Origin of the sequence: Actinoplanes sp. NPDC000266 (assembly GCF_042899005.1) — a bacterium.
Classification (GTDB): domain Bacteria; phylum Actinomycetota; class Actinomycetes; order Mycobacteriales; family Micromonosporaceae; genus Actinoplanes.
The window spans coordinates 891117-917245 of sequence record NZ_JBIAZI010000003.1; the positions used below are offsets into that span (position 1 = coordinate 891117).

At 70.6% G+C, this 26129-nt stretch carries 25 protein-coding genes; 11 read left to right on the top strand and 14 right to left on the bottom strand.

Annotated features, from left to right (window positions below; genetic code table 11):
• Window position 1: 1 nt before the first annotated feature.
• Window positions 2–1273 carry a diaminopimelate decarboxylase family protein gene (locus ACFY36_RS15580; RefSeq protein ID WP_499746630.1) on the bottom strand — a complete coding sequence of 424 codons (1272 nt, stop codon included), beginning with the start codon at window positions 1271–1273 and terminating at the stop codon, window positions 2–4.
• Window positions 1274–1397: 124 nt separating this feature from the next.
• Window positions 1398–2348 carry an aldo/keto reductase gene (locus ACFY36_RS15585; RefSeq protein WP_499746631.1) on the bottom strand — a complete coding sequence of 317 codons (951 nt, stop codon included), beginning with the start codon at window positions 2346–2348 and terminating at the stop codon, window positions 1398–1400.
• 98 nt (window positions 2349–2446) lie between these two features.
• Here ACFY36_RS15585 and ACFY36_RS15590 point away from each other — a divergent pair, with 98 nt between their 5' ends.
• Complete coding sequence (locus ACFY36_RS15590; protein WP_499746632.1) at window positions 2447–3049, top strand: TetR/AcrR family transcriptional regulator; 603 nt, start codon at window positions 2447–2449, stop codon at window positions 3047–3049.
• Between the two features lie 78 nt (window positions 3050–3127).
• Here the strand turns inward: ACFY36_RS15590 and ACFY36_RS15595 are convergent, their stop codons facing one another.
• A complete protein-coding gene (locus ACFY36_RS15595) occupies window positions 3128–3946 on the bottom strand; it encodes an SDR family NAD(P)-dependent oxidoreductase (RefSeq protein WP_499746633.1) in 819 nt (272 codons plus the stop codon).
• Window positions 3947–4070: 124 nt separating this feature from the next.
• Between ACFY36_RS15595 and ACFY36_RS15600 the strand changes: the two genes are divergently transcribed.
• Both ACFY36_RS15600 and ACFY36_RS15605 read left to right on the top strand, forming a co-directional pair.
• On the top strand, window positions 4071–4670 hold the full coding sequence (locus ACFY36_RS15600) for a TetR/AcrR family transcriptional regulator (protein ID WP_499746634.1): 600 nt from the start codon (window positions 4071–4073) through the stop codon (window positions 4668–4670).
• A 71-nt stretch (window positions 4671–4741) separates the two neighbouring features.
• Complete coding sequence (locus ACFY36_RS15605; RefSeq protein ID WP_499746808.1) at window positions 4742–5083, top strand: ankyrin repeat domain-containing protein; 342 nt, start codon at window positions 4742–4744, stop codon at window positions 5081–5083.
• A 342-nt stretch (window positions 5084–5425) separates the two neighbouring features.
• Here ACFY36_RS15605 and ACFY36_RS15610 read toward each other — a convergent pair whose 3' ends face one another.
• The 7 genes from ACFY36_RS15610 to ACFY36_RS15640 all read right to left on the bottom strand — a co-directional run bounded on the left by ACFY36_RS15610 (window position 5426) and on the right by ACFY36_RS15640 (window position 13521).
• Window positions 5426–5920, bottom strand: coding sequence for a CAP family protein (locus ACFY36_RS15610; RefSeq protein ID WP_499746635.1), 495 nt, complete (start codon window positions 5918–5920; stop codon window positions 5426–5428).
• A gap of 197 nt (window positions 5921–6117) precedes the next feature.
• The gene (locus tag ACFY36_RS15615; protein ID WP_499746636.1) at window positions 6118–7233 is read right to left on the bottom strand and encodes an LLM class flavin-dependent oxidoreductase; all 1116 of its coding nucleotides are present in this window, start codon (window positions 7231–7233) and stop codon (window positions 6118–6120) included.
• Complete coding sequence (locus ACFY36_RS15620; protein WP_499746637.1) at window positions 7230–8267, bottom strand: LLM class flavin-dependent oxidoreductase; 1038 nt, start codon at window positions 8265–8267, stop codon at window positions 7230–7232. The genes ACFY36_RS15615 and ACFY36_RS15620 overlap by 4 nt, the downstream gene beginning before the upstream one ends.
• Window positions 8264–10156, bottom strand: a complete 1893-nt coding sequence (gene nikE, locus ACFY36_RS15625; protein ID WP_499746638.1) for a nickel ABC transporter ATP-binding protein NikE — start codon at window positions 10154–10156, stop codon at window positions 8264–8266. Before nikE ends, ACFY36_RS15620 begins: the two co-directional genes overlap by 4 nt.
• Window positions 10153–10998 (bottom strand): ABC transporter permease, encoded by an 846-nt coding sequence (locus tag ACFY36_RS15630; RefSeq protein ID WP_499746639.1) that lies wholly within the window; start codon window positions 10996–10998, stop codon window positions 10153–10155. Before ACFY36_RS15630 ends, nikE begins: the two co-directional genes overlap by 4 nt.
• 1 nt (window position 10999) lies before the next feature.
• Entirely contained in the window at window positions 11000–11908 is a 909-nt protein-coding gene (locus tag ACFY36_RS15635; RefSeq protein WP_499746640.1) for an ABC transporter permease, read from the bottom strand.
• On the bottom strand, window positions 11905–13521 hold the full coding sequence (locus ACFY36_RS15640; RefSeq protein ID WP_499746641.1) for an ABC transporter substrate-binding protein: 1617 nt from the start codon (window positions 13519–13521) through the stop codon (window positions 11905–11907). The genes ACFY36_RS15635 and ACFY36_RS15640 overlap by 4 nt, the downstream gene beginning before the upstream one ends.
• A gap of 61 nt (window positions 13522–13582) precedes the next feature.
• Here ACFY36_RS15640 and ACFY36_RS15645 point away from each other — a divergent pair, with 61 nt between their 5' ends.
• The 7 genes from ACFY36_RS15645 to ACFY36_RS15675 all read left to right on the top strand — a co-directional run bounded on the left by ACFY36_RS15645 (window position 13583) and on the right by ACFY36_RS15675 (window position 20756).
• Complete coding sequence (locus ACFY36_RS15645; protein ID WP_499746642.1) at window positions 13583–14932, top strand: MFS transporter; 1350 nt, start codon at window positions 13583–13585, stop codon at window positions 14930–14932.
• Between the two features lie 94 nt (window positions 14933–15026).
• Entirely contained in the window at window positions 15027–15935 is a 909-nt protein-coding gene (locus ACFY36_RS15650) for an amino acid ABC transporter permease (protein WP_499746643.1), read from the top strand.
• On the top strand, window positions 15932–16660 hold the full coding sequence (locus ACFY36_RS15655; RefSeq protein WP_499746644.1) for an amino acid ABC transporter ATP-binding protein: 729 nt from the start codon (window positions 15932–15934) through the stop codon (window positions 16658–16660). Before ACFY36_RS15650 ends, ACFY36_RS15655 begins: the two co-directional genes overlap by 4 nt.
• 11 nt (window positions 16661–16671) lie before the next feature.
• Window positions 16672–17643 (top strand): ABC transporter substrate-binding protein, encoded by a 972-nt coding sequence (locus ACFY36_RS15660; RefSeq protein ID WP_499746645.1) that lies wholly within the window; start codon window positions 16672–16674, stop codon window positions 17641–17643.
• Between the two features lie 2 nt (window positions 17644–17645).
• The gene (locus ACFY36_RS15665; protein WP_499746646.1) at window positions 17646–18752 is read left to right on the top strand and encodes an LLM class flavin-dependent oxidoreductase; all 1107 of its coding nucleotides are present in this window, start codon (window positions 17646–17648) and stop codon (window positions 18750–18752) included.
• A complete protein-coding gene (locus ACFY36_RS15670; protein ID WP_499746647.1) occupies window positions 18745–20058 on the top strand; it encodes an NtaA/DmoA family FMN-dependent monooxygenase in 1314 nt (437 codons plus the stop codon). The genes ACFY36_RS15665 and ACFY36_RS15670 overlap by 8 nt, the downstream gene beginning before the upstream one ends.
• On the top strand, window positions 20055–20756 hold the full coding sequence (locus ACFY36_RS15675) for a GNAT family N-acetyltransferase (protein ID WP_499746648.1): 702 nt from the start codon (window positions 20055–20057) through the stop codon (window positions 20754–20756). The genes ACFY36_RS15670 and ACFY36_RS15675 overlap by 4 nt, the downstream gene beginning before the upstream one ends.
• On the opposite strand, the gene ACFY36_RS15680 is transcribed toward ACFY36_RS15675, so the two are convergent.
• Window positions 20730–21497: a DnaJ C-terminal domain-containing protein gene (locus ACFY36_RS15680; protein ID WP_499746649.1), complete on the bottom strand. Its 768-nt coding sequence runs from the start codon at window positions 21495–21497 to the stop codon at window positions 20730–20732. The two genes, ACFY36_RS15675 and ACFY36_RS15680, sit on opposite strands and share 27 nt — an antisense overlap.
• Window positions 21498–21724: 227 nt before the next feature.
• Between ACFY36_RS15680 and ACFY36_RS15685 the strand changes: the two genes are divergently transcribed.
• Window positions 21725–22747, top strand: coding sequence for a LacI family DNA-binding transcriptional regulator (locus ACFY36_RS15685; RefSeq protein ID WP_499746650.1), 1023 nt, complete (start codon window positions 21725–21727; stop codon window positions 22745–22747).
• On the opposite strand, the gene ACFY36_RS15690 is transcribed toward ACFY36_RS15685, so the two are convergent.
• Genes ACFY36_RS15690 through ACFY36_RS15700 form a run of 3 tightly spaced genes read right to left on the bottom strand, consistent with a single transcriptional unit; the run spans window position 22716 to window position 26095 of the window.
• Window positions 22716–23246 (bottom strand): hypothetical protein, encoded by a 531-nt coding sequence (locus ACFY36_RS15690; RefSeq protein ID WP_499746651.1) that lies wholly within the window; start codon window positions 23244–23246, stop codon window positions 22716–22718. The genes ACFY36_RS15685 and ACFY36_RS15690 overlap by 32 nt on opposite strands.
• 57 nt (window positions 23247–23303) lie before the next feature.
• Window positions 23304–24752: a Dyp-type peroxidase gene (locus ACFY36_RS15695; RefSeq protein WP_499746652.1), complete on the bottom strand. Its 1449-nt coding sequence runs from the start codon at window positions 24750–24752 to the stop codon at window positions 23304–23306.
• Window positions 24749–26095 carry a DUF8225 domain-containing protein gene (locus ACFY36_RS15700; protein ID WP_499746653.1) on the bottom strand — a complete coding sequence of 449 codons (1347 nt, stop codon included), beginning with the start codon at window positions 26093–26095 and terminating at the stop codon, window positions 24749–24751. Before ACFY36_RS15700 ends, ACFY36_RS15695 begins: the two co-directional genes overlap by 4 nt.
• Between the last annotated feature and the right edge of the window lie 34 nt (window positions 26096–26129).

Sequence of the window (26129 nt, forward strand, 5' to 3'; positions counted from 1 at the left end):
ATCAGGAGGCGAGCTCCTCCAGCGTGGGGCGGCGCTTGATCGTACGGACCATGCCGTCCGCCACGCCCAGCACCGCCGCCCCGCCCACCGAGGGCGAGTCCGCGTAGTGATATCCGCCGGTACCGGCGATGGCCACGAGGTCGCCCGCGTCGATGTCCCCGGGCAGCTCGGCCGCCGTCCGCGTCTGCCCGAGGGTCTCCACGACCGTCGCCGGCCGCAGCGCCGCCCGCGACTCGCGGCCCACCAGCACCATCGAGTGCCGTCCCGAGCACGGCGCCGAACCGCAGCCGGGCACGCCCTCGTCGAGGGAGACGGTCAGGCCGCCGAGGTTCGACGACACCGCGGCCACCCGGGTGAGCGTCACGCCGGCCCGCGACATGATGGACCGTCCCGGCGACACGGTCAGCCGCGGTTCGGCGATCCCGAAGTACTCGGCCGAGAGGTGCACCATAGCCCGCGCCCGCGACGCGAACGCGCCCACCGCGAAGTCGTCGTCCCCGCACCGGTAGCAGGCCGCGTGGCCGCCGCCGAGGTTCACCGCCGGGACCGTGATGCCGTAGCGGGAACGGACGACGGTCGCGAAGCCCAGAACTTCGCGCACCGAGGCTTCGAACGGCTGGAACCGGCTGAGCTGGTGCCCGCAGTCGCAGTCGAGCCCGGCCAGCTCCAGGTTGCTCTGCGACCGGATGGCCGCCATCGCGGCCAGCGCCGGCCCCGTCCCGCACTTGAGCCCGTACCGGACGCGCCGCCGGCCCATCTGGGCCGGGACGATCCGCAGCCACACCCGTTGCGGCAGCACGGCCCGGGACGCGATCAGCGCGACCTCGGCCAGGGAACCGGCCACCACCGCCGCACCGCAGGCGTTCGCCGCGTCGAGGTCGGCCAGCGACTTGCCGGCCCCGCCGAGCACGATCTCCGAGGCCCGCACGCCCGCGGTCAGCGCGGTCCGCAGCTCCGCGGCCGAGGACACACGGCATCCGAGGCCCGAGGACGCCACCCACTTCGCCGTTTCCAGGGTCAAGCCCGCCCTTGCGCTGTACGACACCGCGCGCTCCCCGAACGCCCGCAGATATTCGGCGCTCCTCTCGCGTACATCCTGCTCGTCCAGAATGTGCAGCGGCGTCCCGTAGGAATGGGCGAGCTTGCCGGCCCGCACCCCGCCGATCTGCAGGTCGCCCTGGCCCACCCAGCGGGCGGAGAGCGGCCAGACCGTGGGATCGAGCGCCGGGCGAAGGGCAATGCGCAGGGACGGAAGGACATCGGCGAGCGTCATGACCTGACCTTGCGCCCGTCTCCGCCGGAAAGAGCCCCCCGGATATCCACCGTTGACGCCGAGGGCCGGAATGTTCACGCCGCGGATACGGCGGTTGCCCCGAGCTCGGTTCGGGCCCGGGTGATCAGGCGCCGGTGCTGCCGATTCCGCCGTTGGGGGCAATGTCGTCGATGCGGGCCAGGTCGTCGACGGTCAGCGTCACCTCGGCTGCGGCGACGTTCTCGGCGACCCGCTCGGAGTTGCGGGAGCCGGGGATCGGGACGATGTAGTCCTTCCTGGCCAGCAACCAGGCCAGGGCAAGCTGGGAGAGAGTGGCTCCCTTGCTCTCGGCGAGCTTGGTCAGTTCGCTGGTGATGGCGACGTTGGCGTCGAAGTTCTCCGGCGCCCACCAGGGGATGTACTGGCGAAAGTCATCGGCGGCGTGCTGGTCACGCGGTTTGACCGCGCCGCTGAGGAAGCCACGGGCCAGCGGGGAGTAGGCCACGAGCCCGATGCCGAGTTCCTCGAGTACTCCGAAGAACGCCTCCGACTGGCGGGCGAAGATCGAGTATTCGGTCTGGAGTACGGAGATGGGGTGCACGGCGTGGGCTCGCCGGACGTTGTCCGCGGCGGTGTTGGACAGGCCGAGGTAGCGCACCTTGCCGGCGTCGACGTATTCCTTCATGACACCGACGACGTCTTCGATGGGCACGTTCGGGTCGTCGACGTGCTGGTAGAGCACGTCGATGTAGTCGACGCCGAGGTGGCGCAGGCTGTCGTCGACGATCTGGCGGACCCGTTCCGGACGGGAGTCGGCGCGGAACATCGTGGTGGGGCCGGGCTCGAAGCCGAACTTGGTGGCGATGGTGACCTGGTCGCGAATCGGGGCGAGCGCGGTCCCGAGCAGCTTCTCGCCGTCACCCCACCCGTACATGCGGGCGGTGTCGAAGTGGGTGACGCCGAGCTCGTGGGCCTTGCGGATCGCCGCGATGGACTCGGTGTCGTCGCTGGGGCCGTAGCCGGTGGCGGTGCCCATCGAGCCGTAGCCGAGGGCGGAAACGGTCAGGCCCTGCTGACCGAGGGTGCGCTGCTGCATGAGTGCCTCCGAAGCTAAAACCAAACGGTTCGGTTCGACCGTACACGGCGACCCGCGCGCCGCCAAACCAAACGGTTCGGTCAGGTAGGGTAGGTCTCATGGCCGTGCCCACCAGCAAAGACTCCACCGGCGACCGGATCATTGCCGCGGCAACGGCGGAGTTCGCCCGCTACGGCATCGCCGGCGCCCGTGTCGAGCGCATCGCCAAGACCGCCCGCACGAGCAAAGAACGGGTCTACGCCTACTACCGCGGCAAGGAGCAGCTCTACCGGTTCGTCGCCGCCCGCGAGCTCGCGGCGATGGGCGACGCGGTGCACATGGACCCGGCTGATCTGCCCGACTACGCCGGCCGGGTGCACGACCACCTGACCCGGCATCCGCAACGGCAGCGACTGATGATGTGGGGGCAGCTGGAGCTGTCGCCCGAGGAGACCCCGGCCGACGATCCGTTCCAGGCCACCGTGCGCGCCAAGATTGAGCGGATCCGCCAAGCACAGCAGGCCGGCCACCTCGATACGGCGTGGGCGCCCGAGGACATCCTGACCTTCGTCAGCCAGATCGCCACCTCCTGGACCTCCCAGACGACTCTCGGCGCCGCCGGCACCGAACCCAGCGCGTTCATGCGGGCCCGGCGCGCCGCGATCGTCGCCGCTGTCCAGCGGCTGTTCCCGGCGGCGGCCGGGACCGGCCCGCAGGGCTGACCGATTCACCGGCCGGCGCCGCGCAAGCCGGCGCCACGCCGCCCCGCGAATCTGGACGGATCCGAGCTATGACCGCCTTCACCCTGGCGCCTTGCGGCTGAGGCTCTCCCAGGCCCGGTACTCCTCGGTGCGGGCCTGGTCCATCTGCTGGACCATGTCGTACGAGGCGGAGCCGACGATCAGGCGCAGCGGGGGCCGCTCCAGGCCGGCGAGCTCCATGACCACCGGCGCCGCCGTGCTCGGGTCGGGGCCGGCGTCGTCGCCCCACATCTCGGCCAGCTGGGCGCGCAAAGTTTCGTACTCGGGCCGGGCCTCGGTCGTCGTGGTGCCGCGGGTGAACAGCTCCGTGCCGTACCCGCCGGGTTGAACGATCGTCACCTTGATCCCGAACGGCGCCACCTCCATGGCCAGCGCCTGACTCAGCGAGTCGAGCGCCGACTTGCTGGCCGCGTAGAACCCGGTCGAGGCGAAGCCGCCGCCGGTGCCCATCGTGGTGACTTGCAGGATGTGGCCCGCCCCCTGCTCCCGCAGGTGCGGCACCACGGCCTGGGCCACCCAGACCGACCCGAAGAAGTTGACGTCGAACTGCGCCCGGATCTGCTCCTCGGTGGCCTCCTCCACCATGCCGAGCAGCATCACCCCGGCGTTGTTGACCACGACGTCGAGCCGCCCGAAGGCCGCCGCCGCCTCGTCCACGACCCGCCGCACGGCGGCCCGGTCCGACACGTCCAGCGTCAGCCGCACCAGCCGTTCCGGATATGCGGCGGCCAGCTCGTCCAGCGGCCCCACGTCGCGGGCCGCCGCGACCACGCGGTCCCCCGACGCCAGCGCCGCCTCGGCGAACGCCCGGCCCAGCCCTCGCGACGCCCCGGTGATGAACCACACTCGCGCAGTCATGCGCACTCCCTGTCGTCTTTCGAGACGAGACGGTCCGTCTCGTCGTTGCGATCGAAGTCTGCCCCCACTCGCCTCGGCTGTCAAGACGGACCGTCTCGTCTCGTCATCTGTTAGGCTCCGCGCCGTGACCGCTTCCCGGAAGCCGAATCCCGCCCTGCGCAGCGAACGATCCCGCCAGGCGATCCTCGACGCCGCCCGCGTGCTGGTGTCCGAGCTCGGCTACGCCAAGGTCTCGATCGAGGCCATCGCGGCCCGGGCCGGCGTCGGCAAGCAGACCATCTACCGCTGGTGGCCGTCCAAGGGTGCCGTCATCTTCGACGCGTTCCTGGCCCTGAGCGAACAGGGCGAGGTGGTGGCCCTGCCCGACACGGGCGACCTCGAGGCCGACCTCAAAGCCGTCATGCGAGCCACCGTCGCCGAGTTCGCCGACCCCGCTTTCGAGGCGCCCATCCGCGCTTTCAACCTGGAGATCATCGCCGACCCGGCCCTGACCGCCCAGTACCGCGAACGGCTGGCCGCCCCGGTCGACGAGGCCAAGAAGGACCGCCTGCGCAGCGCCCAGCGCGCCGGCCAACTGCCCGCCGACACCGACCTCGACCTGTTCCTCGAGATCCTGTACGCCCCGCTCTACCAGCGCTGGCTGCTGGGCACCGGCCCGCTGACCCCGTCGTACGCCGACGCCCTGGTCGACATCACCCTCCGAGCGTTCCGTCCCCAGGATTAACCGCGTCCGTACCGGGTAGAGCTGCCGCCGTGGCTGAGCTGGATGAAGAGACGATCGCGTACGCCCACCGGATGTTCGACCTGGCCCGGACCGGGCAGGGCGAGGAGCTGGCCGCCAACGTCGCGGCCGGCCTGCCGGTCAACCTGACCAACAGCAAGGGCGACACGCTGCTGATCCTGGCCGCCTATCACAACCACCCGGAGACGGCCGGCGCGCTGCTGAAGCTCGGAGCCGACCCCGACCGGGTGAACGACCGCGGCCAGACGGCCCTGGCCGCCGCGGTGTTCCGGCAGAACGCCGAGACCGTGAAGACACTGCTCGACGCCGGCGCCGACCCGGAGGGTGGGTCGCCCTCGGCCATGGCCACGGCGGAGTTCTTCAAGCTCCCCGAGATGGCCGCGCTGCTGCGCTGAGCTCCGCCTGTCCGCCCTGGCCGGCCAGCGGGGCGCGACCCGGGCCACCGTGACCGCGGCTCCGGCGCCGGGCAAGAGATAGCCGAGCACCGGCACCTCCGGTCAACGTCCCCGAGCCGCGATAGTAGAACGTCTTCCCGGTGCTGGAGTTCTCCACCTCCCAGGCGAGGCAGCAGATGAAGCGGAACGGTATCTGAAGGGTGTGAGCAACCGGGTGCCGGTCATCGTCACCGATGATCTCGGCTTCCGCGGTCTCGCGCCGTGTGTAGGTTCCCAGAGTCATGCCGGCCTCCTCCGTCACCACCTCTGGTCAGCAGGAAGGAGGCCAAGCACGACGACCGGTCAGCTCTGTTTCGGGGAAACGTTCGCGGCGAAGTCTCCGATCATATTTCCGGCCGGATAGAAGTTGGCGACGATGAACGTCTCAAACCATTTGCTGCCCTGGCCGGCGACCCTTCCGACGCCGAGTTTCGTGGTTCCTTTCCAGACCAGGGCCGTGAAATGCCCGGTGACGCCGCCGTGCGGGCCTTCCGGATTCTTGAAATTGAAGTCCTTCACCTCGCCGTACCACTGCGAGGTGGCCACGGACGCCGGTCCCGCCGCCGGTCCGGACGATGTGGCCTGCCAGGATGCGTTCTCGCCGTACTCCTCTTTGAGATCGTCGTGGCTGATCCCACCGGCGGCCGACATCTTCGCCGCTCTCGACTTCGAATACTCCATCAGCTCGAGATCGATGGTGAGCGGCGCGGCTCCGTGCTGCTGCCGATAATTGTTGATCTGACTCAGCATCTCGTCGATGAAGGCCGCGTCGGTCTTGTCGGGAAAAGCATCACGCATGATCGTTAACCTCTCCATTGAAGAAACGATTGCGGGCGCCCGACCGCATCCTGTCACGGCCTTGTCGCGGGCAGCAACGGCGATGACTGAAGCGCGGAGAAGACCGGGTATCCCGGCCGGCGCACATCACGTCGATATGGGGGCACAGAACGGCGAATCGCGCCACCTGAATCGGATGAGGCGCCGGCGGGACGACGTCAGGCCGGCCAGTGCTTGGCGAGCAGCTCGTAGGAGCGCACGCGGTCGCGGTGGTCGTGGGTCATGGTCGTGATCAGCAGTTCGTCGGCGCCGGTCACCCGGCGCAGGGTCTCCAGCTTCCCGGTCACCGTTTCGGGCGAGCCGGCGAACTGCGTGTCGACACGGTCCTTGACCAGCTGCCGGTCCTCCTCGGTCCACTGGTGGGCCCGGGCCTGCTCCAGCGTCGGCCACGGCACGGCGCCGCCCTGACGGACACTGCGGACCCAGAGGGCGTACGGCAGGGCCAGCTCGATCGCGGTTTCGTCGTCGTCGGCCACGAGGACGTCGGCCGAGACCATCACGTGCGGAGCCGACAGCGTCTCCGAGGGCTTGAAGGCGGCACGGTACGCCTCGACGGCCTCCAGGACCTTGGCCGGGGCCACGTGGTAGTTCGCCGCGAACGGCAGCCCCCGGGCGCCGGCCACCTGCGCGCTCTCGCCGCCGCTGCTGCCCAGGATCCAGAGCTGGAGGTCGGCCCCCTCGCCGGGAACGGCCCGCGCCGAGTTGCCCTCGGCGTCGGTGTACGGACCGGCCCGCAGGATCTCGATGTCCTCGACCACCGCGTCCAGGTCGAGCGGTTCCGCTCCTGGCTGCTTGAGCAGCTTGAACCACAGTTGAACGCGGCCCGATCCGAGCAGCACCTGATAGTTGTAGTGCTTCGGGATCAACAGCCCGTCGACGACGTGCTCGTCGACCTCGGGCGCCGGGGCCGCCGCGCCGGAGATGGCCGATTTGCGGCGCTGAGCCGACCGCCCGAGGCCCAGGTCGAAGCGACCCGGATAGAGCGCGTCGAGCAGGCCGAACTGCTCCAGGGCGGCCAGCGGCGTCAGGAAGCCGGTCTGCAACGCCCCCGAGCCGAGCCGGATGCGGTCGGTCACCGAGGCGATGGCCCCGAGCAGCACGGCCGGCTGCGAGCTGGCCACGCCGGGCGTGAGATGGTGCTCGGCGACCCAGAAGCGGTGATATCCGAATTCCTCGGCCGAGCGGGCCAGGTCGAGCGTTCGCCGCAGCGCGTCGCGGGTGTCGCCGCCGTCGACCAGCGGTGCGAGATCCAGGATGGACAGTGGCACGGTCATGCGAGGCTCCCCGCGAACGGACGGCTCGGAATTTCCTTACGAAGCGCCGGCGCGACCTCCGACTGGAAGAGCTCCAGCGTCGCCCGGTGCTGTTTGTCGGTGAGGCCGTCACCGTCGGCGTGCAGATGCATGACCTCGTGGCCGAACTCGGCGTGGTAGCGCAGCACCTTGTCGATGATCTGCTGTGGGCTGCCGACCAGGATCGAGCTGCGCTCGATCGCGTCCTCCAGCGTCGGGAAGACCGGCTCGACGCCGACCTTGCGGAACAGGGCGATACGGGCGTCATAGATCGGCCGGTACGTCTCCACGGCCTCCTGCGACGTGCGGGCCACATAGAAGCCGGCCGAGCCCGCGCCCACCAGCGCGTCCGCCGGGTCGTGACCGTAGTGCTCCCAGCGTTCCCGGTAGTAGCGGATCAGCTCCGCGTACGGCTCGATCGGGTTGGTGACATTGGCCGAGAACAGCGGGTCGCCGTACTGCGCGGCCAGATCGACGCTCTCCTTGCTGGTGGCGCTGCCGTGCCAGACCCGGATCGGCTGCTGCAGCGGGCGCGGCCAGGTCTCCGCCTCGGTCAGCGACGGGCGGAACTTCCCTTCCCAGGTCACCTTGGGTTCGCGCCAGAGGCGGCGGAACAGCTCGTACGACTCGCGGTTGCGGTCCCACTGGTCGTCGGTGGTGACGTGGAACAGCTTGGCCTGCGCGGCCCCGTTGCCCTTGCCGATGATCAGCTCGATGCGGCCGTCGGAGAGGTTGTCCAGGGTGGCGTAGTCCTCATAGGCCCGGACCGGGTCGAGCAGGCTGAGCGTGGTGACCGCCGTGAACAGCCGGATCGTCGACGTCCGGGCCGCGATGTGGCTGAGCACGACCGGCGGCGACGACGAGATGAACGGGCGCTCGTGACGCTCGCCCACCCCGTAGCCGTCGAAACCGAGTTCTTCGGCGAGTACGGCGTTGTCGACCACCTCGCGGAGCCGGGCATGGTCCGAGACCGACGGGTCGGGTTTGGCGATCAGTGTGATGAGCAGGAACTTCATGACTGCGACACCTCCAGGTTCGGTACCGCGTCGAGCAGGGCGCGGGTGTACTGGTGCTGCGGATGGTGGAAGACGTCGTCGATCGGCCCTGATTCGACGACGCTGCCGTCGCGCATGACGAGCACGCGATCGGCCAGGTGGTGCACGACGCCGAGGTCGTGCGAGATGAACAGCAGCGCCGTGCCGTCGGTGGCGCGGATGTCGGCCAGCAGGTCGAGCACCTGCGCCTGTACCGACACGTCGAGCGCGGAGACCGGCTCGTCACAGATGATCAGGCTGGGCCGGGGCGCCAGCGCCCGGGCGATGGCCACCCGCTGCCGCTGCCCACCGGAGAGCTGCCGCGGATAGCGGTCGAGCACGTCGGCGGCGAGCCCGACCCGCTCCAGCAGGGGCGCGGCGCTCTCCGCGGAGGGCAGCGCCTCGCCGACGATGCGCCGCACGGTCCATCGTGGATCGAAGGCGGACAGCGGGTCTTGGGCGATGAACTGGAGGCGGCGGCGCCGCGGACGGCGCCGCCGCTCCTTCAACCCGGTCCATGGCGCGCCCTCGAACGCCACGGTCCCGGACGTCGGTGCCACGAGCCCGAACACGAGCTGCGCGACGGTGGTCTTCCCCGATCCGCTCTCCCCAACCAGCCCGACGATCTCCCCGCGCCGAACGGTCAGATCCACACCGTCGACAACGGTGTGCTTCCCGTAGGTCTTCGTCAGCCCTTCCGCCCGGATGACAACGCTGTCAGCCGAGGAGGGGGTGGAAAGCGCGCCCCTCGCGCCCTGTGCGGAGGAGGAAGGAAGCGCGACCCTCGCGCCCTGTGCGGAGGAGGAAGGAAGCGCGACCCTCGCGCCCTCCACGGAGGAAGGGGAAGGAAGCGCCGCTCTCTCACCCTCCCCTTCCCGCGCGGTGGAAGCTGAACGCGCGAAAGGGGAAGGAGAAAGCACAGAAGCGGAACGTGCAAGAGGGGAAGGCGAAGTGGGCAGGGGCGCAGAGGGATCGGGATCGGAAAGCCCGGAAGGGAAAGGCGAAGCGGACAGGGGCGTGGACGGAGGCGCGGCCGGGGAAACCGGAACCGCGGTAGGTGTGAAGGAAAGTGCGGGAAGGGCAGGGCCGGCCGAGGAGAGGCGACGGCCTCGGGAGGCCGCTGACGGCACGGCCTGGACCAGTTCCTGGGTGTACGGGTGGGACGGTGCGGCCAGGAGCGATGATGTCGGGCCCGATTCGACGACCCGGCCGTCCTTCATCACGTAGACGCGGTCGGCCAGGCGGGAGACGACCGCCAGGTCATGGCTGATCAGGAGGAGGGTTTCGCCGGTGGCCTTGCGTTCGGCCAGCAGGTCGAGGATCTGGGCCTGCACCGTCACGTCGAGGGCGGTCGTCGGCTCGTCGGCGATCAGCAGAGGTGGGCCGGCGGCGATGGCCGAGGCGATCAGCGCGCGCTGGCGCAGGCCGCCCGAGAGCTGGTGCGGATATTGCTTCGCTCGGCGCTCCGGCTCGGGGACGTGGACGGAGGCCAGCAGCTCGACCGGGTCGCCCTTGACCTTGTGGACCTTCAGCACCTCGCCGATCTCGGCGCCGACCGTGCGCAGCGGGTCCAGGGAGACCAGCGCGTCCTGGAGCACGAGGCCGGCGAAGCTGCCCCGGAGCCGTTTCCAGTCGCGTTCGCCGTAGGCCCGTACATCCTGGCCGTTGATCTCGAAGTGGGAGGTGGTGACCGTGGCTCTGGGGCCGGTGAGACCGACCAGGGTCCTGGCCGTGACCGACTTGCCCGAGCCCGACTCCCCCACCAGCGCCACGCATTCGCCCGGGGCGACGTCGAGGTCGACCCCGCGGACGGCCTGGACCACGGTTCGTCCGACCGGAAAGCTGACCCGCAGGTCCCGTACGGAAATCATGCCGTCCTCCCCTCGAACCGGCGCTGTAGGCGCCGGCCCACGACGGTCAGCGAGATGACCAGCAGGGTGACCACCACACCGGGCAGGATCGAGGTCCACCAGGCGATGCTCAGATAGCCGCGGCCCTCGGAGAGCATCGCGCCCCACTCGGGCGAGGGCGGTTGCGGTCCCATGCCGAGGAAGCTGAGGCCGGCCGCGGCGAGGATCGCCTCGCCGAGGCCGATGACGGCCAGCACCGGGATCGGGCCGATCACGTTCGGCAGCACGTGCCGCAGCACCAGCCGCGTGCGGGAGTCGCCGAACGCGACCGCTTGTGTCACGTATCCGGCCTGACGCACCACGAAGGTCTGCGACCGCACCACCCGGGCGTAGTGCGGCAGCGTCGCGATGCCGATGGCCACGATCAGGCCCGTCGTTCCCGGGCCGGCGACCGCGACGAACAGGAGCGCGAGCAGCAGCAACGGGAACGCGGCGAGGGCGTCGAAGCCGCGGCTCAGCGCCTCGTCGGCGTACTTGTGGGAGAGCCCGGCCAGCAGGCCGAGCAGGATGCCGAGGCCCGCCGCGACCAGGGTGGCCGCGATGCCGATGGTCAGCGAGTGCCGGGCGCCGTGCACGACCCGGTCGAAGACATCCCGGCCGAGTTGGTCCGTGCCGAACCAGTGCTGAGCGCTGGGCGCCTCGAGGACGTGCATAGGATCGGCCGCCAGCGGGTCTCCCGCGAACAGACCCGGCAGAACGGCGGCCACAGCAGCGAGAACGAGGAATGCCGAAGCCGCCGCGACCCCGACACCACGAGGACGCCGGATCTTTACCGACAAAGGCCGATCGAGGGCGATGGTCATGTCAGCTCCTCCGCAGTCGAGGGTCGATGATCAGGTAGGCGAGGTCGGCCAGGGTGTTGAGCAGCACGTAGACGAAGGCCGAGAAGACCACCACGGCCAGCACGACCGGCATGTCCTCGCTGGTGACCGCGTTCAGCGTCACCTGGCCCAGCCCGGGCCGGCCGAAGACGGTCTCGATGATCACGGCGCCGCCGAGCAGGATGCCGAACAGCCAGCCGATCAGCGTCACCGTCGGCAGCAGCGCGTGCCGCAGGGCGTGCCGTACGAGCACGGCCCGCTCCCCCAGCCCGCGGGCCCGGGCCGTGACCACGAACGGCTCGTCCAGGGCCCGGTCGATGCCGTCGCGCAGCACCTGGGTGAGCACCCCGGCCACCGGCAGGGCCAGGGTGATGGCCGGCAGGACCAGGGCCGCGAAGCCCTGGTCGCCGGAGACCGGGAACAGGCCCAGCCGGAACGAGAAGACGCTCAGCAGGATGATCCCGATCAGGAAGGGCGGGGTGGACACCAGGACGAGCTCGATGGTGGAGCTGGCCCGGCGGGCCCAGGGCCGGCGGGTGGTGACCGCCAGCACCAGGGCCAGGACGACGCCGAGCAGGCCGGCGGTGAAGGCCAGGGTCAGCGTCGGCGCCAGCTGGCCCCCGATCACCTCGGAGACCGGCCGTTGCAGCAGGTAGGAGCGGCCCAGGTCGCCGTGCAGGGCCCGCCACAGGAAGTCGAGATATTGCACGACGGCCGGGCGGTCGAGGTGCCACTCCTGGATGATCTGCGACCGGATCAGGGGCGTGTCGGCGCCGTCGCCGATGATGGCGTCGACCGTGTCCCCGGGCGCGGCGAGCAGGGCCAGGTAGGCCGCCGTGGCGGCAGCCCACAGGACCACGAGGCCGGTGCCGATGCGGCGGAGCACGATCACTTGCTCAGCCAGACGTTGTACGCGTTGTCCGGCACGCCCGCGGTCGGCTCGAAACCGAGGCCGCCGACGGTCTTGGACGCGGCGATCTGGTCGGCCGGCGCGTAGAGCGGCTGGATCAGCGCCTGCTCGCCGACGACGTACTTCTGAAGCTTCCCGTAGGTCTCGACCCGCTCCACGCCCGCCTCGCCGTCGGACAGCAGCTTGTCGAGCTCGGGGGATTTGACGCCGGTCCGGTTGATCGCGCCGTCGGAGCGCAGCAGCAGGTTGAGCGCGGCGCCGGCGTCGGTGTCGGCCCGGGAGTTGTCGAAGATCTCGTACTCGTTGTCCTCGATCGCCTTGGTGGCGGTGCCCTGGTCGACCACGGAGACCTTCAGGTCGATGCCGGCGCTCTGCTTGACCGCGGCCTGCACGGCCTGGGCCAGGATGTCGCGGCGGTCGCGGACGAACGGGGCCGACTGCACGAGCCGGGCGGTCAGCCGCTTGCCGTCCTTGGTGCGGTAGCCCTCGGAGTCGCGGGTCGCCCACCCGGCGGCGTCAAGCTCGGAGTTCGCCTTGGCGGCGTCGTTGCCGTACGTCTTCTCGAGCTCTTTGGAATAGAGCGGGCTGGTCGGCGAGATGACGCTCCAGGCGCGGGTGGCCGTGCCCCGGTAGACGCCCTGCAGGACGGTGTCGACGTCGAGCGCGTCGCGGAACGCCTGCCGCACCCGGATGTCGTCGAACGGCGCGTGCGAGGTGTTGAAGTAGTACGAGTAGGCCGAGCCCGAGTTGAGCCCCTTGCTCAGGGTCAGCTGCGGGTTGGAGGTGATCTGCGCCTGGTCGGTGGCCGGGACACCCTCGATCACCTGGACCTGGCCCGAGGTCAGCGCGCCGACGCGCACCGACGACTCCTTGAGGAAGCGATAGGTCACTTCGTCGAGGTACGCCGGGCCGGTGTGGCCCGCGTTGGCCGGCGCCCAGTTGTAGTTCGGGTTCTTGACGTAGTGCAGCTCCTGGCCGGGCGTGTACTTGTCGAGAATGAACGGCCCGGTGCCCGCCAGCTCCGGGCCGCCCGCCTTGAGGTTCTTCGCCTCCTTCAGCGACCTGGGCGAGACGATCGCGCCCTGCGGCGAGGAGAGGAAGTCGAGGATCAGCACGTCGGGCTGCTTCAGGTTGTACTTGACGGTGGCCGGGTCGACGACCTCGACGTTCTTCAGGTTCTTCAGCTGTACGGCGGCGACGGTCGGCGCGTACCCGTCGGCGAGCAGCTGGTCCACGTTGGCCTTGACCGCGGCCGCGTCGAACTTGGTGCCGTCGCTGAAGGTGACGTCGGTGCGCAGTTTGACGGTGTAGGTCTTCCCGTCGGGCGAGACTTCGTACCCGGTGGCGAGCCAGGGCACGTAGCCGCCCTTGTCGTCGTGGGTGAGCAGGGCCTCGAAGTTGTTCCAGACGAGCAGGCGCGCCTTGGCCTGCGCGTACTGATGAGGGTTCAGGGTGATCGGCTCGGTCTCCACGGCCCAGTTCAGGGAGCCGCCGGAGACCGGAGCACCGGCGTCGGTGGCGGTGCCGCCGCTGGAGGAGCAGCCCGCGAGCAGCGCGAGAGACGCAGCCGCGGCGAGCCAAAGACGGTGACGCATCGATACCTCCATCGGGACGGACTCCCTTTTTCCTATAGGCTCTATGGGATATAAGCAAGGGGTGACAGCCCTTTCTCACAAAGTCGCCCCCGCGCCGGCCATGGCCCTCTGCCTCGCCGCCGCCTTCACCACGCTGCTCGACCAGTCCAGCCTCAACACCGCCGTGCCCGCCCTGCGCACCTCGCTCGGCGCCGGGCCGGGCGCGGTGCAGTGGATCATCGCGGGCTACTCGCTCACCTTCGGGCTGGCCCTCGTGCCGGCCGGCCGCCTCGGCGACGCGCACGGCCGCAAGTGGCTGTTCATCGGCGGGATCACGCTGTTCTGCCTGGCCGCGATCGTGGCCGGCACCGCACGGGAGGCCTGGGTGGTCGCGGCCGCGCGGCTGGTGCAGGGCGTCGGCGCCGGCACCGTCAACCCGCAGGTGCTCGGACTCTTCCAGGAGATGTTCACCGGCCGGGACCGCGTGCGGGCCCTCGGCGCGTACTCGCTGGTCGGCGGCATCGCCGGAGTGATCGGCCCGCTGGTCGGCGGACTGCTCATCGACACGGCCGGATGGCGCTACGTGCTGCTGCTCAACGTTCCGTTCGGGCTGATCACCATCCCGCTGGCCATCCGCTGGTTCCCCGCGTCGTCGCCGAGGAGGAACCGGACAAGTCTCGATCTGCCGGGCCTGGCGCTTCTGGGCGCGGTGACGTTGAGCGTGCTGCTGCCGTTCACCGTGCCCGGGACCATATGGCTACTGGCGGCAACTCCACTGCTCGGCGTCGCCCTCATCACCTGGGAGCGCCGTTATCGCGGAACGCCGATCCTGCTGCCCGCACTGCTGCGGGAGCGCGGATTCCGCAACGGCACGCTGATCGCGATGTTCCAGTTCGGATCGTCCCTCGCCGCCTCGCTGGCCATCCTGCTCTACCTGCAGGAGGGCCTCGGCTGGTCACCCCTGCACGCGGCGCTGACCGTACTGCCGAGCGCCCTGGGCTTCGCCGCCTTCTCGGCCGTGGGCTGGCGGATCCTGGGCCGCTACGGCCGGCGCAGCGTCCAATGGGCACTGATCGTGGCACTTGTGACGATCGTGGCCACCGCCCTGATCGTTCAGTTCGTCCCGGAGGGCCACCTCGCTCTCGCCCTCGCGGTCACCCAGCTCGTCAACGGCGCCGCCGGCGGCGTGATCATCTCGCCCAACCAGGCCCTCACCCTGGCCTACGCGCCCGTGGAGGCGGCCGGGCTCGCGGCCGCGTTGTTGCAGCAAGCGCAGCGTGTCGCGGCCACCATCGGCACGGCCGCGGTGACCGGCGTGGTGCTGGCGTCACTGGGCCGCGACTCCCTCACGTACGGCCTGGCCATCTGCGCGGCCATGCTCACGGCCGCGGCCCTCGTGGCCGGCCGCCCCGTCGACCCGGCCCCTCGTTGACAACTTCGTAAAACATATAGAGCCGATAGGACTTGAGGAGAATGCGGGTCCGCACCTAGCGTTCTGTTGCAACAAGCCCACTCGGAGGCACGCCGTGAGTCTTCTGTCCTCGGCTCGCGCGGCGGTCCGTCGCACGAGCGCCGATCCGCCCCCCACCCCGGCAGCGCCGCCGGCCCACGACGAGCTCACCATTGTTCCCGCCCGTCATCCGTGGCGCTGGGTCGCCGCGGCGGCCGTGCTCGTGGTCGTGGCCCAGTTCCTGCACGGCCTGGCCACCAATCCCGGCTGGGACTGGGACACCTTCTTCGGCTACTTCTTCGAAGAGTCGGTGATGCAGGCCCTGGTGATCACCCTGGAGCTCACCTTCGCCGGTGCGGTCCTCGGCTTCGCCGGCGGCATCGTCCTGGCCCCGATGCGGCTGTCGAAGAACCCGGTGCTCAAGTCGGTCAGCTGGACCTTCATCTGGGTCTTCCGCTCGGTGCCGCTGATCGTGCAGCTGCTGTTCTGGGCCAACCTCGGCTATCTGTACGACAAGCTCCAGCTCGGCGTCCCGTTCGGTCCCGGCTTCGTGCACTTCGAGACCTCCAGCCTGGTCAGCGCGTTCGGCGCCGCCCTGCTGGGCCTCGCCCTGCACGAGGCCGCGTACGCCGCCGAGATCGTCCGGGCCGGCATCCTCTCGGTCGACCAGCGCCAGATGGAGGCCGCGGCCGCCCTCGGCATCCCGCGGCTGCGCCAGTTCCGCCGGATCGTGCTGCCGCAAGCCATGCGGGCGATCCTGCCCAACGCGGCCAACGAGCTGGTCAACCTGCTCAAGAGCACCTCGGTGGTCTACGTGCTGGCCATCGGCGAGCTGTTCTACCAGGTGCAGGTCATCTACGGCCGCAACGGGCGGGTCGTGCCGCTGCTGCTGGTCGCGACGGTCTGGTACGTGATCCTCACCGCGGTCCTGTCGATCCTTCAGCACTACACCGAGCGCCACTTCGGCAAGGGGTACCGGCGATGATCGAGATTCGGGGCGTGCACAAGTCCTTCGGTTCCCTGGAAGTGTTGCGCGACGTCAGCCTCAGCGTCCCGGCCGGCAGCGTCACCGTGATCCTCGGCCCCTCCGGCTCCGGCAAGTCCACGCTGCTGCGCTGCGTCAACCATCTGGAGAAGGTCAACCGCGGCACCGTACGGGTCGACGGCGAGCTCATCGGCTATCGGCAGGACGGCGACAAGCTGCACGAGCTTCCCGAGCGCCTCGTCCTCAAGCAGCGGGCCAACATCGGCTTCGTCTTCCAGACCTTCAACCTGTTCCCGCACATGACCGCACTGGAGAACGTGAGCGAGGCCCGGCGCAACCCCGAGCGCGCGCTCGAACTGCTCGACCGGGTGGGCCTGGCCGACAAGGCGAAGGCGTACCCCCGGCAGTTGTCCGGCGGACAGCAGCAGCGTGTCGCGATCGCGCGTGCCCTCGCGCTCGACCCGAAGCTGGTGCTCTTCGACGAGCCGACCTCGGCGCTCGACCCCGAGCTCGTCGGCGAGGTCCTCGACGTCATGCGCGACCTGGCCAAGGCCGGAACCACGATGGTCGTGGTGACCCACGAGATCGGCTTCGCCCGCGAGGTCGCCGACACCATCGTCTTCCTCGACGGCGGCCGCGTCGTCGAGCAGGGGCCGCCCAGCGAGGTCCTCGACAACCCCCAGCACGAACGCACTCAAGCCTTCCTTTCCAAAGTTCTCGTTTAGGAGCTGTTCCCATGCGTCGCAGAACCCTGTTCGCCACCGTCGCGCTCGTCGCCGGGCTCACCGCGTGCTCGGCCCCCGAGGAGGCGCCCAAGGCGGCCGCCGCGGTCGAAGGGGCCACGACCGTCAAGCTCAACCTCACGCCCGACCAGCAGCGCATCGTCCCGGCCAAGGTGGACGCGGCGGCCGCGCTGCTACCCGAGAAGGTCCGGGCCGGCGGCAAGCTCGTCATCGGCGTCGGCGCGGCCGGCTCCGGCTTCCCGCCGCTCGCCTTCACCGCCAACGACAACAAGACGCTGATCGGCAGCGAGCCGGACATCGCGGTGGCCATCGCCGGCGTGCTCGGCCTCGAGCCCGACCTGCAGAACACCTCGTGGGAGAACCTGTTCATCGGCCTCGACAGCGGCAAGTACGACATCGGCGCCTCCAACATCACGGTCACCGAGGAGCGCAAGCAGAAGTACGACTTCGTCACCTACCGCAAGGACGAGCTGGCCTTCGAGGCCAAGAAGGGCTCCGGCCTCAAGGTGACCGGCCCGGCCGACGTGGCCGGCAAGAAGGTCGCGGTGGGCTCCGGCACCAACCAGGAGAAGATCCTGGTCGAGTGGAGCGAGGAGAACGTCAAGGCCGGCCGGCCCAAGGTCGACATCAAGTACTACCAGACCAACCAGGCGACCTATCTGGCCCTCGGCTCGGGCGCGATCGACCTGTACCTCGGGCCGAACCCGACCTCGGCCTACCACGTGGCCAGCACGGGCGAGACCGAGATCGTGGGTACCTACTCCGGCGCCGGTGCCTCTCTCCAGGGTCTCATCGCGTTGACCACCAAGAAGGACAACGGCCTGGTCAAGGCCTACAAGGCGGCGCTGGACGAACTGATCAAGTCGGGCGACTACAAGAAGATCCTCGACCGCTGGAACCTGGCCAATGAGTCCGTGGACGCCGGCGAGATCAACCCGCCCGGCCTCCCGATCGAAGGTAAGTGATCATGGCACAACCACTGCATCTGGCCGTCGCGCTCGACGGCGCCGGCTGGCACCCCGCGGCCTGGCGTACCCCCGAGGCCCGCCCGGCCGAGCTGTTCACCGCCCGCTACTGGACCGGCCTGGTCACCGAGGCCCAGTCGGGGACTCTGGATTTCGTCACTATCGAGGACTCCGTCGGCATCGCCGACAACGGCGTCCAGGGCCGCCTCGACGCCGTCCTGATCGCGGCGCGGGTCGCCCCGGTCACCTCGGGCATCGGCCTGGTGCCGACGGCGACCGTGACCCACACCGAGCCGTTCCACATCTCCAAGGCGATCGCGACGCTCGACTACGTAAGCACGGGACGCGCCGGCTGGCGGGTCCAACTTTCCGCCCACCCCGCTGAGGCCGCGCATTTCGGGCGAAGGGTGGTTCCCGAGCTCCAGGAGCACTTCGATGAGGCGGCCGACTACGTCGAGGTCGTCCGGCGGCTCTGGGACAGCTGGGAGGACGACGCGGAGATCCGCGACGCCGCCACCGGCCGGTTCATCGACCGGGAGAAGCTGCACTACATCAACTTCGACGGCAAGTACTTCAGCGTGAAGGGCCCGTCCATCACGCCCCGGCCGCCGCAGGGGCAGCCGCTGGTCACGGCCCTGGCCCACGCCGACATCCCGTACGCCTTCGCGACCGGCTCGGCCGACCTCGTCTACGTGACCCCGGCCGACGTGGACGACGCCCGGCGGATCGTGGCCAAGGTGTCGTCGCTCCCCCACGTCTTCGGCGATCTGGTCGTCTTCCTGGAGGACACCGAGCAGGCGGCCCGGGACGCCAAGGCCCGGCTGGACGAGCTCGACGGCGCCGCCTACACCTCGGACGCCTCGATCTTCACCGGCACCCCGGCTCAGCTGGCCGACCTGCTGCTCGACTGGCAGCGGGCGGGCCTGACCGGCTTCCGGCTGCGGCCCGGCCGGTTGCCGTCCGACCTCGAGGCCATCACCCGCGGCCTGGTGCCCGAGCTGCGGCAGCGCGGCGCCTTCCGCAAGGAGTACGAGGCGCCGACCCTGCGCGGCCTGCTCGGCCTGACCCGGCCCGCGAACCGTTACCGTCAGGAGGCACCCGTTGCCTAAGCAGATCCACCTCGCCGCGCACTTCCCCGGCGTCAACAACACCACCGTGTGGAGCGACCCCGAGGCCGGCAGCCACATCGAGTTCTCCTCGTTCGTCAAGCTGGCGCAGACCGCCGAGCGGGCCAAGTTCGACTTCTTCTTCCTGGCCGAGGGCCTGCGGCTGCGGGAGCAGGGCGGCCGGATCTACGACCTGGACGTGGTCGGGCGCCCCGACACGTTCACCGTGCTGGCGGCGCTGGCCGCGGTCACCACCCACCTCGGCCTGGCCGGCACGATCAACTCCACGTTCAACGAGCCGTACGAGGTGGCCCGGCAGTTCGCCAGCCTCGACCACCTCTCCGACGGCCGGGCCGCGTGGAACGTGGTGACCTCGTGGGACGCCTTCACCGGGGAGAACTTCCGCCGCGGCGGCTTCCTGGCCGAGCAGGACCGGTACAGCCGGGCCACCCAGTTCCTCGGTACGGCCAAGGAGCTGTTCGCCTCGGTGCCGGCTCCCGAAGACTTCCTTCGTGACCCATCGGCCGGCACGTTCGCCCACACGGACGACCACTTCGACATCGCCGGCCGGTTCAACGTGCCCCGCAGCCCCCAGGGCCGCCCGGTGATCCTCCAGGCCGGCGACTCGGACGCGGGACGCGAGTTCGCGGCGGCCACCGCCGACGCGATCTTCAGCCGGCACGGCACGCTCGCCGAGGGCCAGGCGTTCTACGCCGACGTCAAGGGCCGCCTGCCGAAGTACGGCCGGGAGCGCGACGGGCTGCTGGTGCTGCCCGCGGCCACGTTCGTGCTCGGCGACACCGAGAACGAGGCGCAGGAGAAGGCCCGGATCGTCCGGCGCCAGCAGGTCAGCGGGGCCACCGCGATCAAGTTCCTGGAGCAGCTGTGGAACCGGGACCTGAGCTCGTACGACCCGGACGGCCCCCTGCCGTCGATCGACCCCGACGTGTCGGACAGCCACATCGCGCGCGGGCGGGCCAGCGTGCGCATGCACCGCGACCCGATCGCCGTGGCCGGCGAGTGGCGGGCGAAGGCGGAGGCCGAGAAGCTCTCCATCCGTGAGCTGATCATCGAGGTGACCGGGCGGCAGAACTTCATCGGCACGCCCTCGTCGGTGGCCTCCACCCTCAATCAACTCGTTCAGGAGGACGCGAGCGATGGCTTCATCCTGGTGCCGCACGTGACGCCGGGCGGGCTCGACGAGTTCGCCGACACGGTGGTCCCGCTGCTTCAGGAGCGAGGCGTCTTCCGTACGGAATACGAGGGCCCCACGCTGCGGGACCACCTCGGACTGCGGGTGCCGGAATGACCACGGTCTCACCGGACACCTCGGTCCTGGACAACGCGGCCTGGGAGTCGCTCACCGGCCCGCACTCCCGGTTCGCCGAGCGGCACGGGCAGGCCGTGCGCTATCAGCCCGACGTGGCACCGTTCCACGCCCTGGAGGACCCGGCCGATCCCCAGGGCTGGCGTGACCTTCTCGAGCTGACCGGCCCGGGCGCCGAGGTGGCGGTGGCCGGCCCGGTCCCCGCCTTCCACCCGGGCTGGCAGCTGATCGACGAGGTGGCCGGCGTCCAGTTCGTCGACGACACCCTGGCCGACGCTCCGGCCCCGGAGGCGGTCCGGCTGACCGCGGCCGACGTGCCCGAGGTCCTCGACCTGATCGAGCGGACACGCCCGGGCCCGTTCCGGACGCGCACGATCGAGCTGGGTGGCTACATCGGCATCCGGGACGGCGGGAAGCTGATCGCCATGGCCGGCGACCGGCTCCACCCGCCGGGCTGGACGGAGATCAGCGCGGTCTGCACGGACGCCGCCTATCGCGGGCGGGGCCTGGCCACCCGGCTGGTGCGGGCGGTCGCCCACGGCATCCGGCAGCGGGGCGAGACGCCCTTTCTGCACACGTCGGCCGCGAACGCCACGGCGATCCGCCTCTACGAGTCGATCGGCTTCCGGCTGCGCCGGCGGACCACGTTCGGCCTATACGCCCCGCGGATCGAAGTCTGAGCTGCTGGCGAGCTTCTGCCAACGGCGGCGGTCGCTGGCGCTGAGCCGGGGCGGGACCACGATCCTGATCTCGGCGTAGAGGTCACCGGCGACACCGTCCGGGTTGGGCAGGCCCCGGCCCCGGAGGCGGGCCCGGCGGCCCGAGGACAACCCCGCCGGCACCTGCACCTGTGCGGGGCCGGACGGGGTGTCCACGGGCACGGTCGCGCCCAGGGCGGCCTCCCACGGCGCCAGCGGCAGATCGACATAGACGTCGCGGCCCTGAAGGCGGTAGCGCGGATGGGGCGCGACGCGGACGGTCACCGACATGTCCATGCCCGGCAGCGGCACGCGCCGCCCGTCGACGACCCCCGGCGGCAGCTCGACCTCGACGACGCGCACCGCGGTGCCGAACTCCAGCGTCAGAGGGTGCCGCCCACCGGCGTACGCCTCCTCGATCGAGATCTGGAGAACCTGGACCCCGGCGTCGAAGCGCGGCATGCGCGCGCCCCACCCGAACTGCGCGGAGCCGGTCGACACCCCGAGACCGCGGTCGAGGTCGTACATTGCCCGTTTCCGCTCGTCGGACAGGATGTTGTAGGCCTCGGTGATCTGCTTGAAGCGGGTCTCGGCGCCCGTCTCCCGGTTCAGATCGGGGTGAAAACGCCGGGCCAGGGTCCGGTAAGCGCGCTGAATCTCAGGCGGGGTCGCCGATTTGGGGACTCCGAGCACCTCGTAGTAGTCACGCGTCTTCGTGGGCACGCATAGAGGTTTATGGCTTGAGCCGGTCCGTGTCAACTCTCTGTTCTCGGGAAGTCACGTTCCGGTCCACCGGCAGATGGACCTCGGTCGGCGGTTCCAGGCGCACCCCGCCCCGCGGAACGAGGACGCGAACCGGCGCGCCGTCTGTCGTCGATCAATCAATGAGCAGGGTAACCGGCCGGTCGTTGGGCATGATGGACTGGCTCACGAGAGGAGGCCCGGCGTTGATGACATCGAATGGATCGGCCCGTCCGGTCACGCTGCGCGACGTGGCGCGCCTGGCCGGCGTCTCGGTCGCGACGGCCTCCAAGGCCCTCAACGGCCAGCCTCAGGTGAAGGCCGAGACCAGGAGCCGCGTCATGGAGGCGGCGGCCCAGCTGTCGTTCTCGCCCAACACGCTGGCCCAGGCCCTGATCGGCGGCCGCACCGGCACGGTCGGGTTGCTCACCTCCGACCTCGAGGGCCGCTTCTCGATACCCATCCTGATGGGCGCCGAGGACGCGTTCGGCTCCGACCAGGTCTCGGTGTTCCTCTGCGACGCCCGGGGCGACGTCATCCGCGAGAAACACCACCTGCGCGCCCTGCTCTCCCGCCGCGTGGACGGCCTGATAGTGGTGGGTGCCCGACCCGACAGCCGCCCGTCGCTGGGCCGCGATCTTCCCGTGCCGGTCGTCTACGCGTACTCGCCGAGCGAAGATCCTGAGGATCTGTCGCTGGTCACCGACAACGAGGCGGCCGGCCGTCTGGCGGTCGACCACCTGATCTCCTGCGGCCGCACGCGCATAGCCCACATCACCGGCGATCCCTCGTACGGCGCCGCCCAGGACAGGGCCCGCGGCGCCCAGTCCCGCCTGAAAGAGGCGGGTCTGCCGCTGGCCGGCGACCAGGTCTGGTTCGGCATGTGGTCCGAGGCCTGGGGACGCGGCGCCACCCGCATGCTGCTGCAGCGCGACCCGTCGGTGGACGCGATCTTCGCCGGATCCGACGAGATCGCCCGTGGGGTGCTCGACGTCCTCCATCAGGAAGGCCTGGACGTGCCCTCCCGGGTGGCCGTCATCGGCTTCGACAACTGGGAGGTGCTGGCGGCCAACGCCCGCCCGCCCCTGTCGACCATCGACATGCGATTGGAGGAGCTGGGCCGCCGAGCCGCCCAGCGCTTGTTCGCCGCGATAGACGGCGCCCCCGCCTCGGGCACCGAGACTCTCTCCTGCCGCCTGATCACGCGCGAGTCGACTGCTCCGCTGAACTGAGGGCCGCGGCCGCCTGGGCGGCGAACGCCTCGTGAGCTTTCGGGAAGGTGACGAACTGGCCGCGGTCGATCACGTGACCGCCCGCGAGCAGCATCCGGTTGCCGCCCCGCAGGGCGACGATGTAGCCCACCATCACGAGGATCAGGGACAGGATCCAGACCGGTGCGCCCGCGTCCCCCGACAGCGACGAGCCCGCGAAGAGCCCGGCCACCCCGGCCGCGACCAGGGCAATCCCGGCAATGAGCCCGGTCCTGCGGGTCTGCCCACATCGCGCGCAGAACGGCCAGGCCGGCGCCTCGACCGTCTTGCGGGTCACCAGGGCGAAGATGACGAACGGGATCGCACCGGCCAGCAACAGCACATAACCCCAGCTGGGGACCCGCGAGATGAAACGCGTCCGCTTGTGCTCGACCGCGGGCAGCCCGTGCCGGGAGCAGACGGCCGGCGTGCCCCAGCCGGACGACACGAACGGGCTGGGGACATTGACTGGTACGGACACCTGGAGCCTCCTGCTGCGCACAACGACCGCGCCATGATCCACTACGGCGATCGTGGATCACGCACCGGGCCGCCGGAGCAGGCGCAGGGCGGACACCGACGGCGTGAACAGATAGGCGCCGCCGCGCGGGCGGACGTAGTCGGTAAGGGTGGAGACGTCGCCGGCCAGCAGACGGGCGCGGCGTTCGGCGCCGGGGCGTACCCGGCCGATCAGCAGGTCGACGCCGTTGTCCATGCCCTGCCGGGGGCGTTCGGGATTGTTGGCCCAGCGCTGGGCGAGCAGCTCGAACTGCTGGGTGATGTCGGTCTGATAGCACATGAAGAGCAGGCCACGCCCGGTGTCGTCGTCGTACGGGATGCCCCGGCGCATGATGGCGAAAGTGAGCGTGGCCGACGGCGGCCCCTTGTCGGTCTCCTGGTCGCGAGGGTTGACCTTGCGGATATGGGCGGCCAGGGGGCAGCGCACGCCATCGGGGTCGGGGGCGGCGCCGCGCGGGCCGCCGGGGATGCCGGGGGCGGCGGTGTCGTAGCCGAAGTGGTTGAGCTCGGCCGCGGTGGCGTCCGGCGGGCGCACGAGGGGGCGGCCGTCGGGATGGCGGCCCACGAGCTGGGCCCGGATCTCGTCCGGGTCGGCGCCCAGTGCGGCGGCCATCCGGGCGGTGTCGGACCGGAACGCGGCGACGTCCTGCTCCAGCTTGCGATAGACGAGCAGGGATCCGTTGTGGGCCAGGGGCGGAGCGCGACGGGCGGGAGCCGAACGGGTGGGTGCGGTCTCGCTCTGCCGGGGCAGCCCGAACAGGAACTGCCCGGGCCAGATCAGCACGTCGCCGGGGGCCGAGTATTCGCGGTGGTCAGGCATCGGCGGCATGGGCAGGCGGTGCACGAGCGGGGTGCCTTCGTCGTCGACGACGCCGCGGAGCATGGGCTGGGAGATGCCGTCGCGAAAACCGAAGTGCTCGGTGTCGCCGGGCCGCCGCCGGCCTTCCTGATGATGGACGAGGTCGCAGTGGGCACCCGCTGCGCGGACCCCGTCGGAAACCTCCCGCAGCCGTGCGAGATCGTCGCCGGCCAGGACGGCCAGAACGTCGATCTCCCGCCCGGGACCGCCGACGCTCCAGCCGGCGGCGGGCGGGTCACGCAGATAGCTGCGGCGGGCCATGCCGACCGAGAACGCCTCGTCGAGCCTCGCCATGTCCGGGTGGCCGAGCGCTTCGAACGCACGCGGGGACAGCGACAGCGCAAAAGCGGAAAAATCCTTGAGGTGTACGGGATCCGCCCGGCCCCGGCGGACCTCGCGCCGCACCGCCCGGTACGCGAGGCCGCGGCTGGCCGGGGTGACCCGATCGGCCAGAGCACCCAGGAGGGAGCGGGCGGCCGGTGCGGGTTCGGCGTCCGGCAGCCGCCATCCGAGGAGGATCTGATGGTCGTGCCCGAAGCCGGGCAGCACATGCGCCTGGATGTCGTCCAGGCCGAGCCGGGGCTCCTCCCCGACGACGCCGGAGCTCACCTCGGCCGCCACTCCCCAGCGCGCGCGGGCCGCCCCGCCTCGGGCCGCCCGGCCTCGGGCCGCCCAGCCTTGCGCTCCCCAGCCTCGCGCTGCCCCGCCTCGGGCCACCCCGCCTCGAAGGCCGCGTGCCAGCCCGGCGGGCACGGCGCGTCGAGGGCGACCAGCCGCAGGACGTCCGGGTTGTCGTCCGCGGCGCAGCAGCGCTGATCGGCCGGAAGGGCGGGTGGCGCGCCCTGCGCCAGGTCGGCCGCCGCCCCGTACAGCGACATGGTCATGACCTCGGCCAATTGGCCGCCGTACCGTAACGGAACGCCGTTGACCAGGACGTCCTCGAGGCCGAAGGCGGCCTCCGGCGGCGGCGCGAACTCGGCCCGCACGGTGAGCCCGGCTCTGCCGCGGACCGGGCGCCACCAGGCGGAGACGTCCTCGCCGCCGGGACCGGAGACGGCGGCGTCGTCGAGCGCGGTGATGTAGAGGCCGACCGGGTCGCGCAGCGTCACCGACAGTCCCCGGCGCACGAGGTCGTTGACGTCGGTGCTGATGGTCGGGTCGCTGGAGCGGTTGGGGTCGCCCAGGCCGGCGGCGCAGACCAGCCGCCCGGCGTCGGTGATCGGCGTGCCGTCACCCGTGGAGCGGGGGACGCTCGCCGCCGCGGCCAGCGAGATCTCGCCGTACAGGCTGTTCTCCGGATGGGTCAGATGGGCCAGCCCGAGCGAGGTGTTCCAGACGTTGTGCGGGTTGTACGCGCCTCGGCGCTGGTAGAGCCGCAACGGGCCGCCGGGCTCCTCGCGGAACGCGATGTCGGTGTCGAAATAGAGGTCTTCCTCGCGCACCTGCGGACCGACGAGCTCGTGGTAGAGCCTCAACAGAAGAGCCCGGTCATCGGCCAGGAAACCCCAGTATTCGTGGCCTTCCGAGGTGAACACGATCCGGCGCATCCGGCCCGTCCCCGGATCGCGTTCGGCGTACCACTCGCAATACTCGTCCTGCGGGCGATAGGGCAGGACGATTTCTTGCGGTTCTTTCTCCCGTACGGCGTAGAAGGTCACGCCGTAGTAATCACCGAGGCTGCGGAACTCGTCGGCGGCGCGCCGGGCGCCGTCGGGATCGCCCGGGAAACGCACCTTCACCGGGCGGGGAAACGCGTCCCAGCTGATCCGGCGCTCCGCCAACGGGGCCTCGACGCGCAGCGGATTGAAGAAACGGGCGTGCTCCGCTCCGGCCTCCCCGACGGTGCGCTCCACCATCCGGTCGAACCAGGAGGAGACGAGCGCCGACCATTCGGCGAGCCGCCGGGCCTCCAGATCCCGTACGCCGCCCGGTGTCTCCAACTGCCCGTCCATGCCGCCCATCCTCGGCACCGGGAAGGGCGGCTGT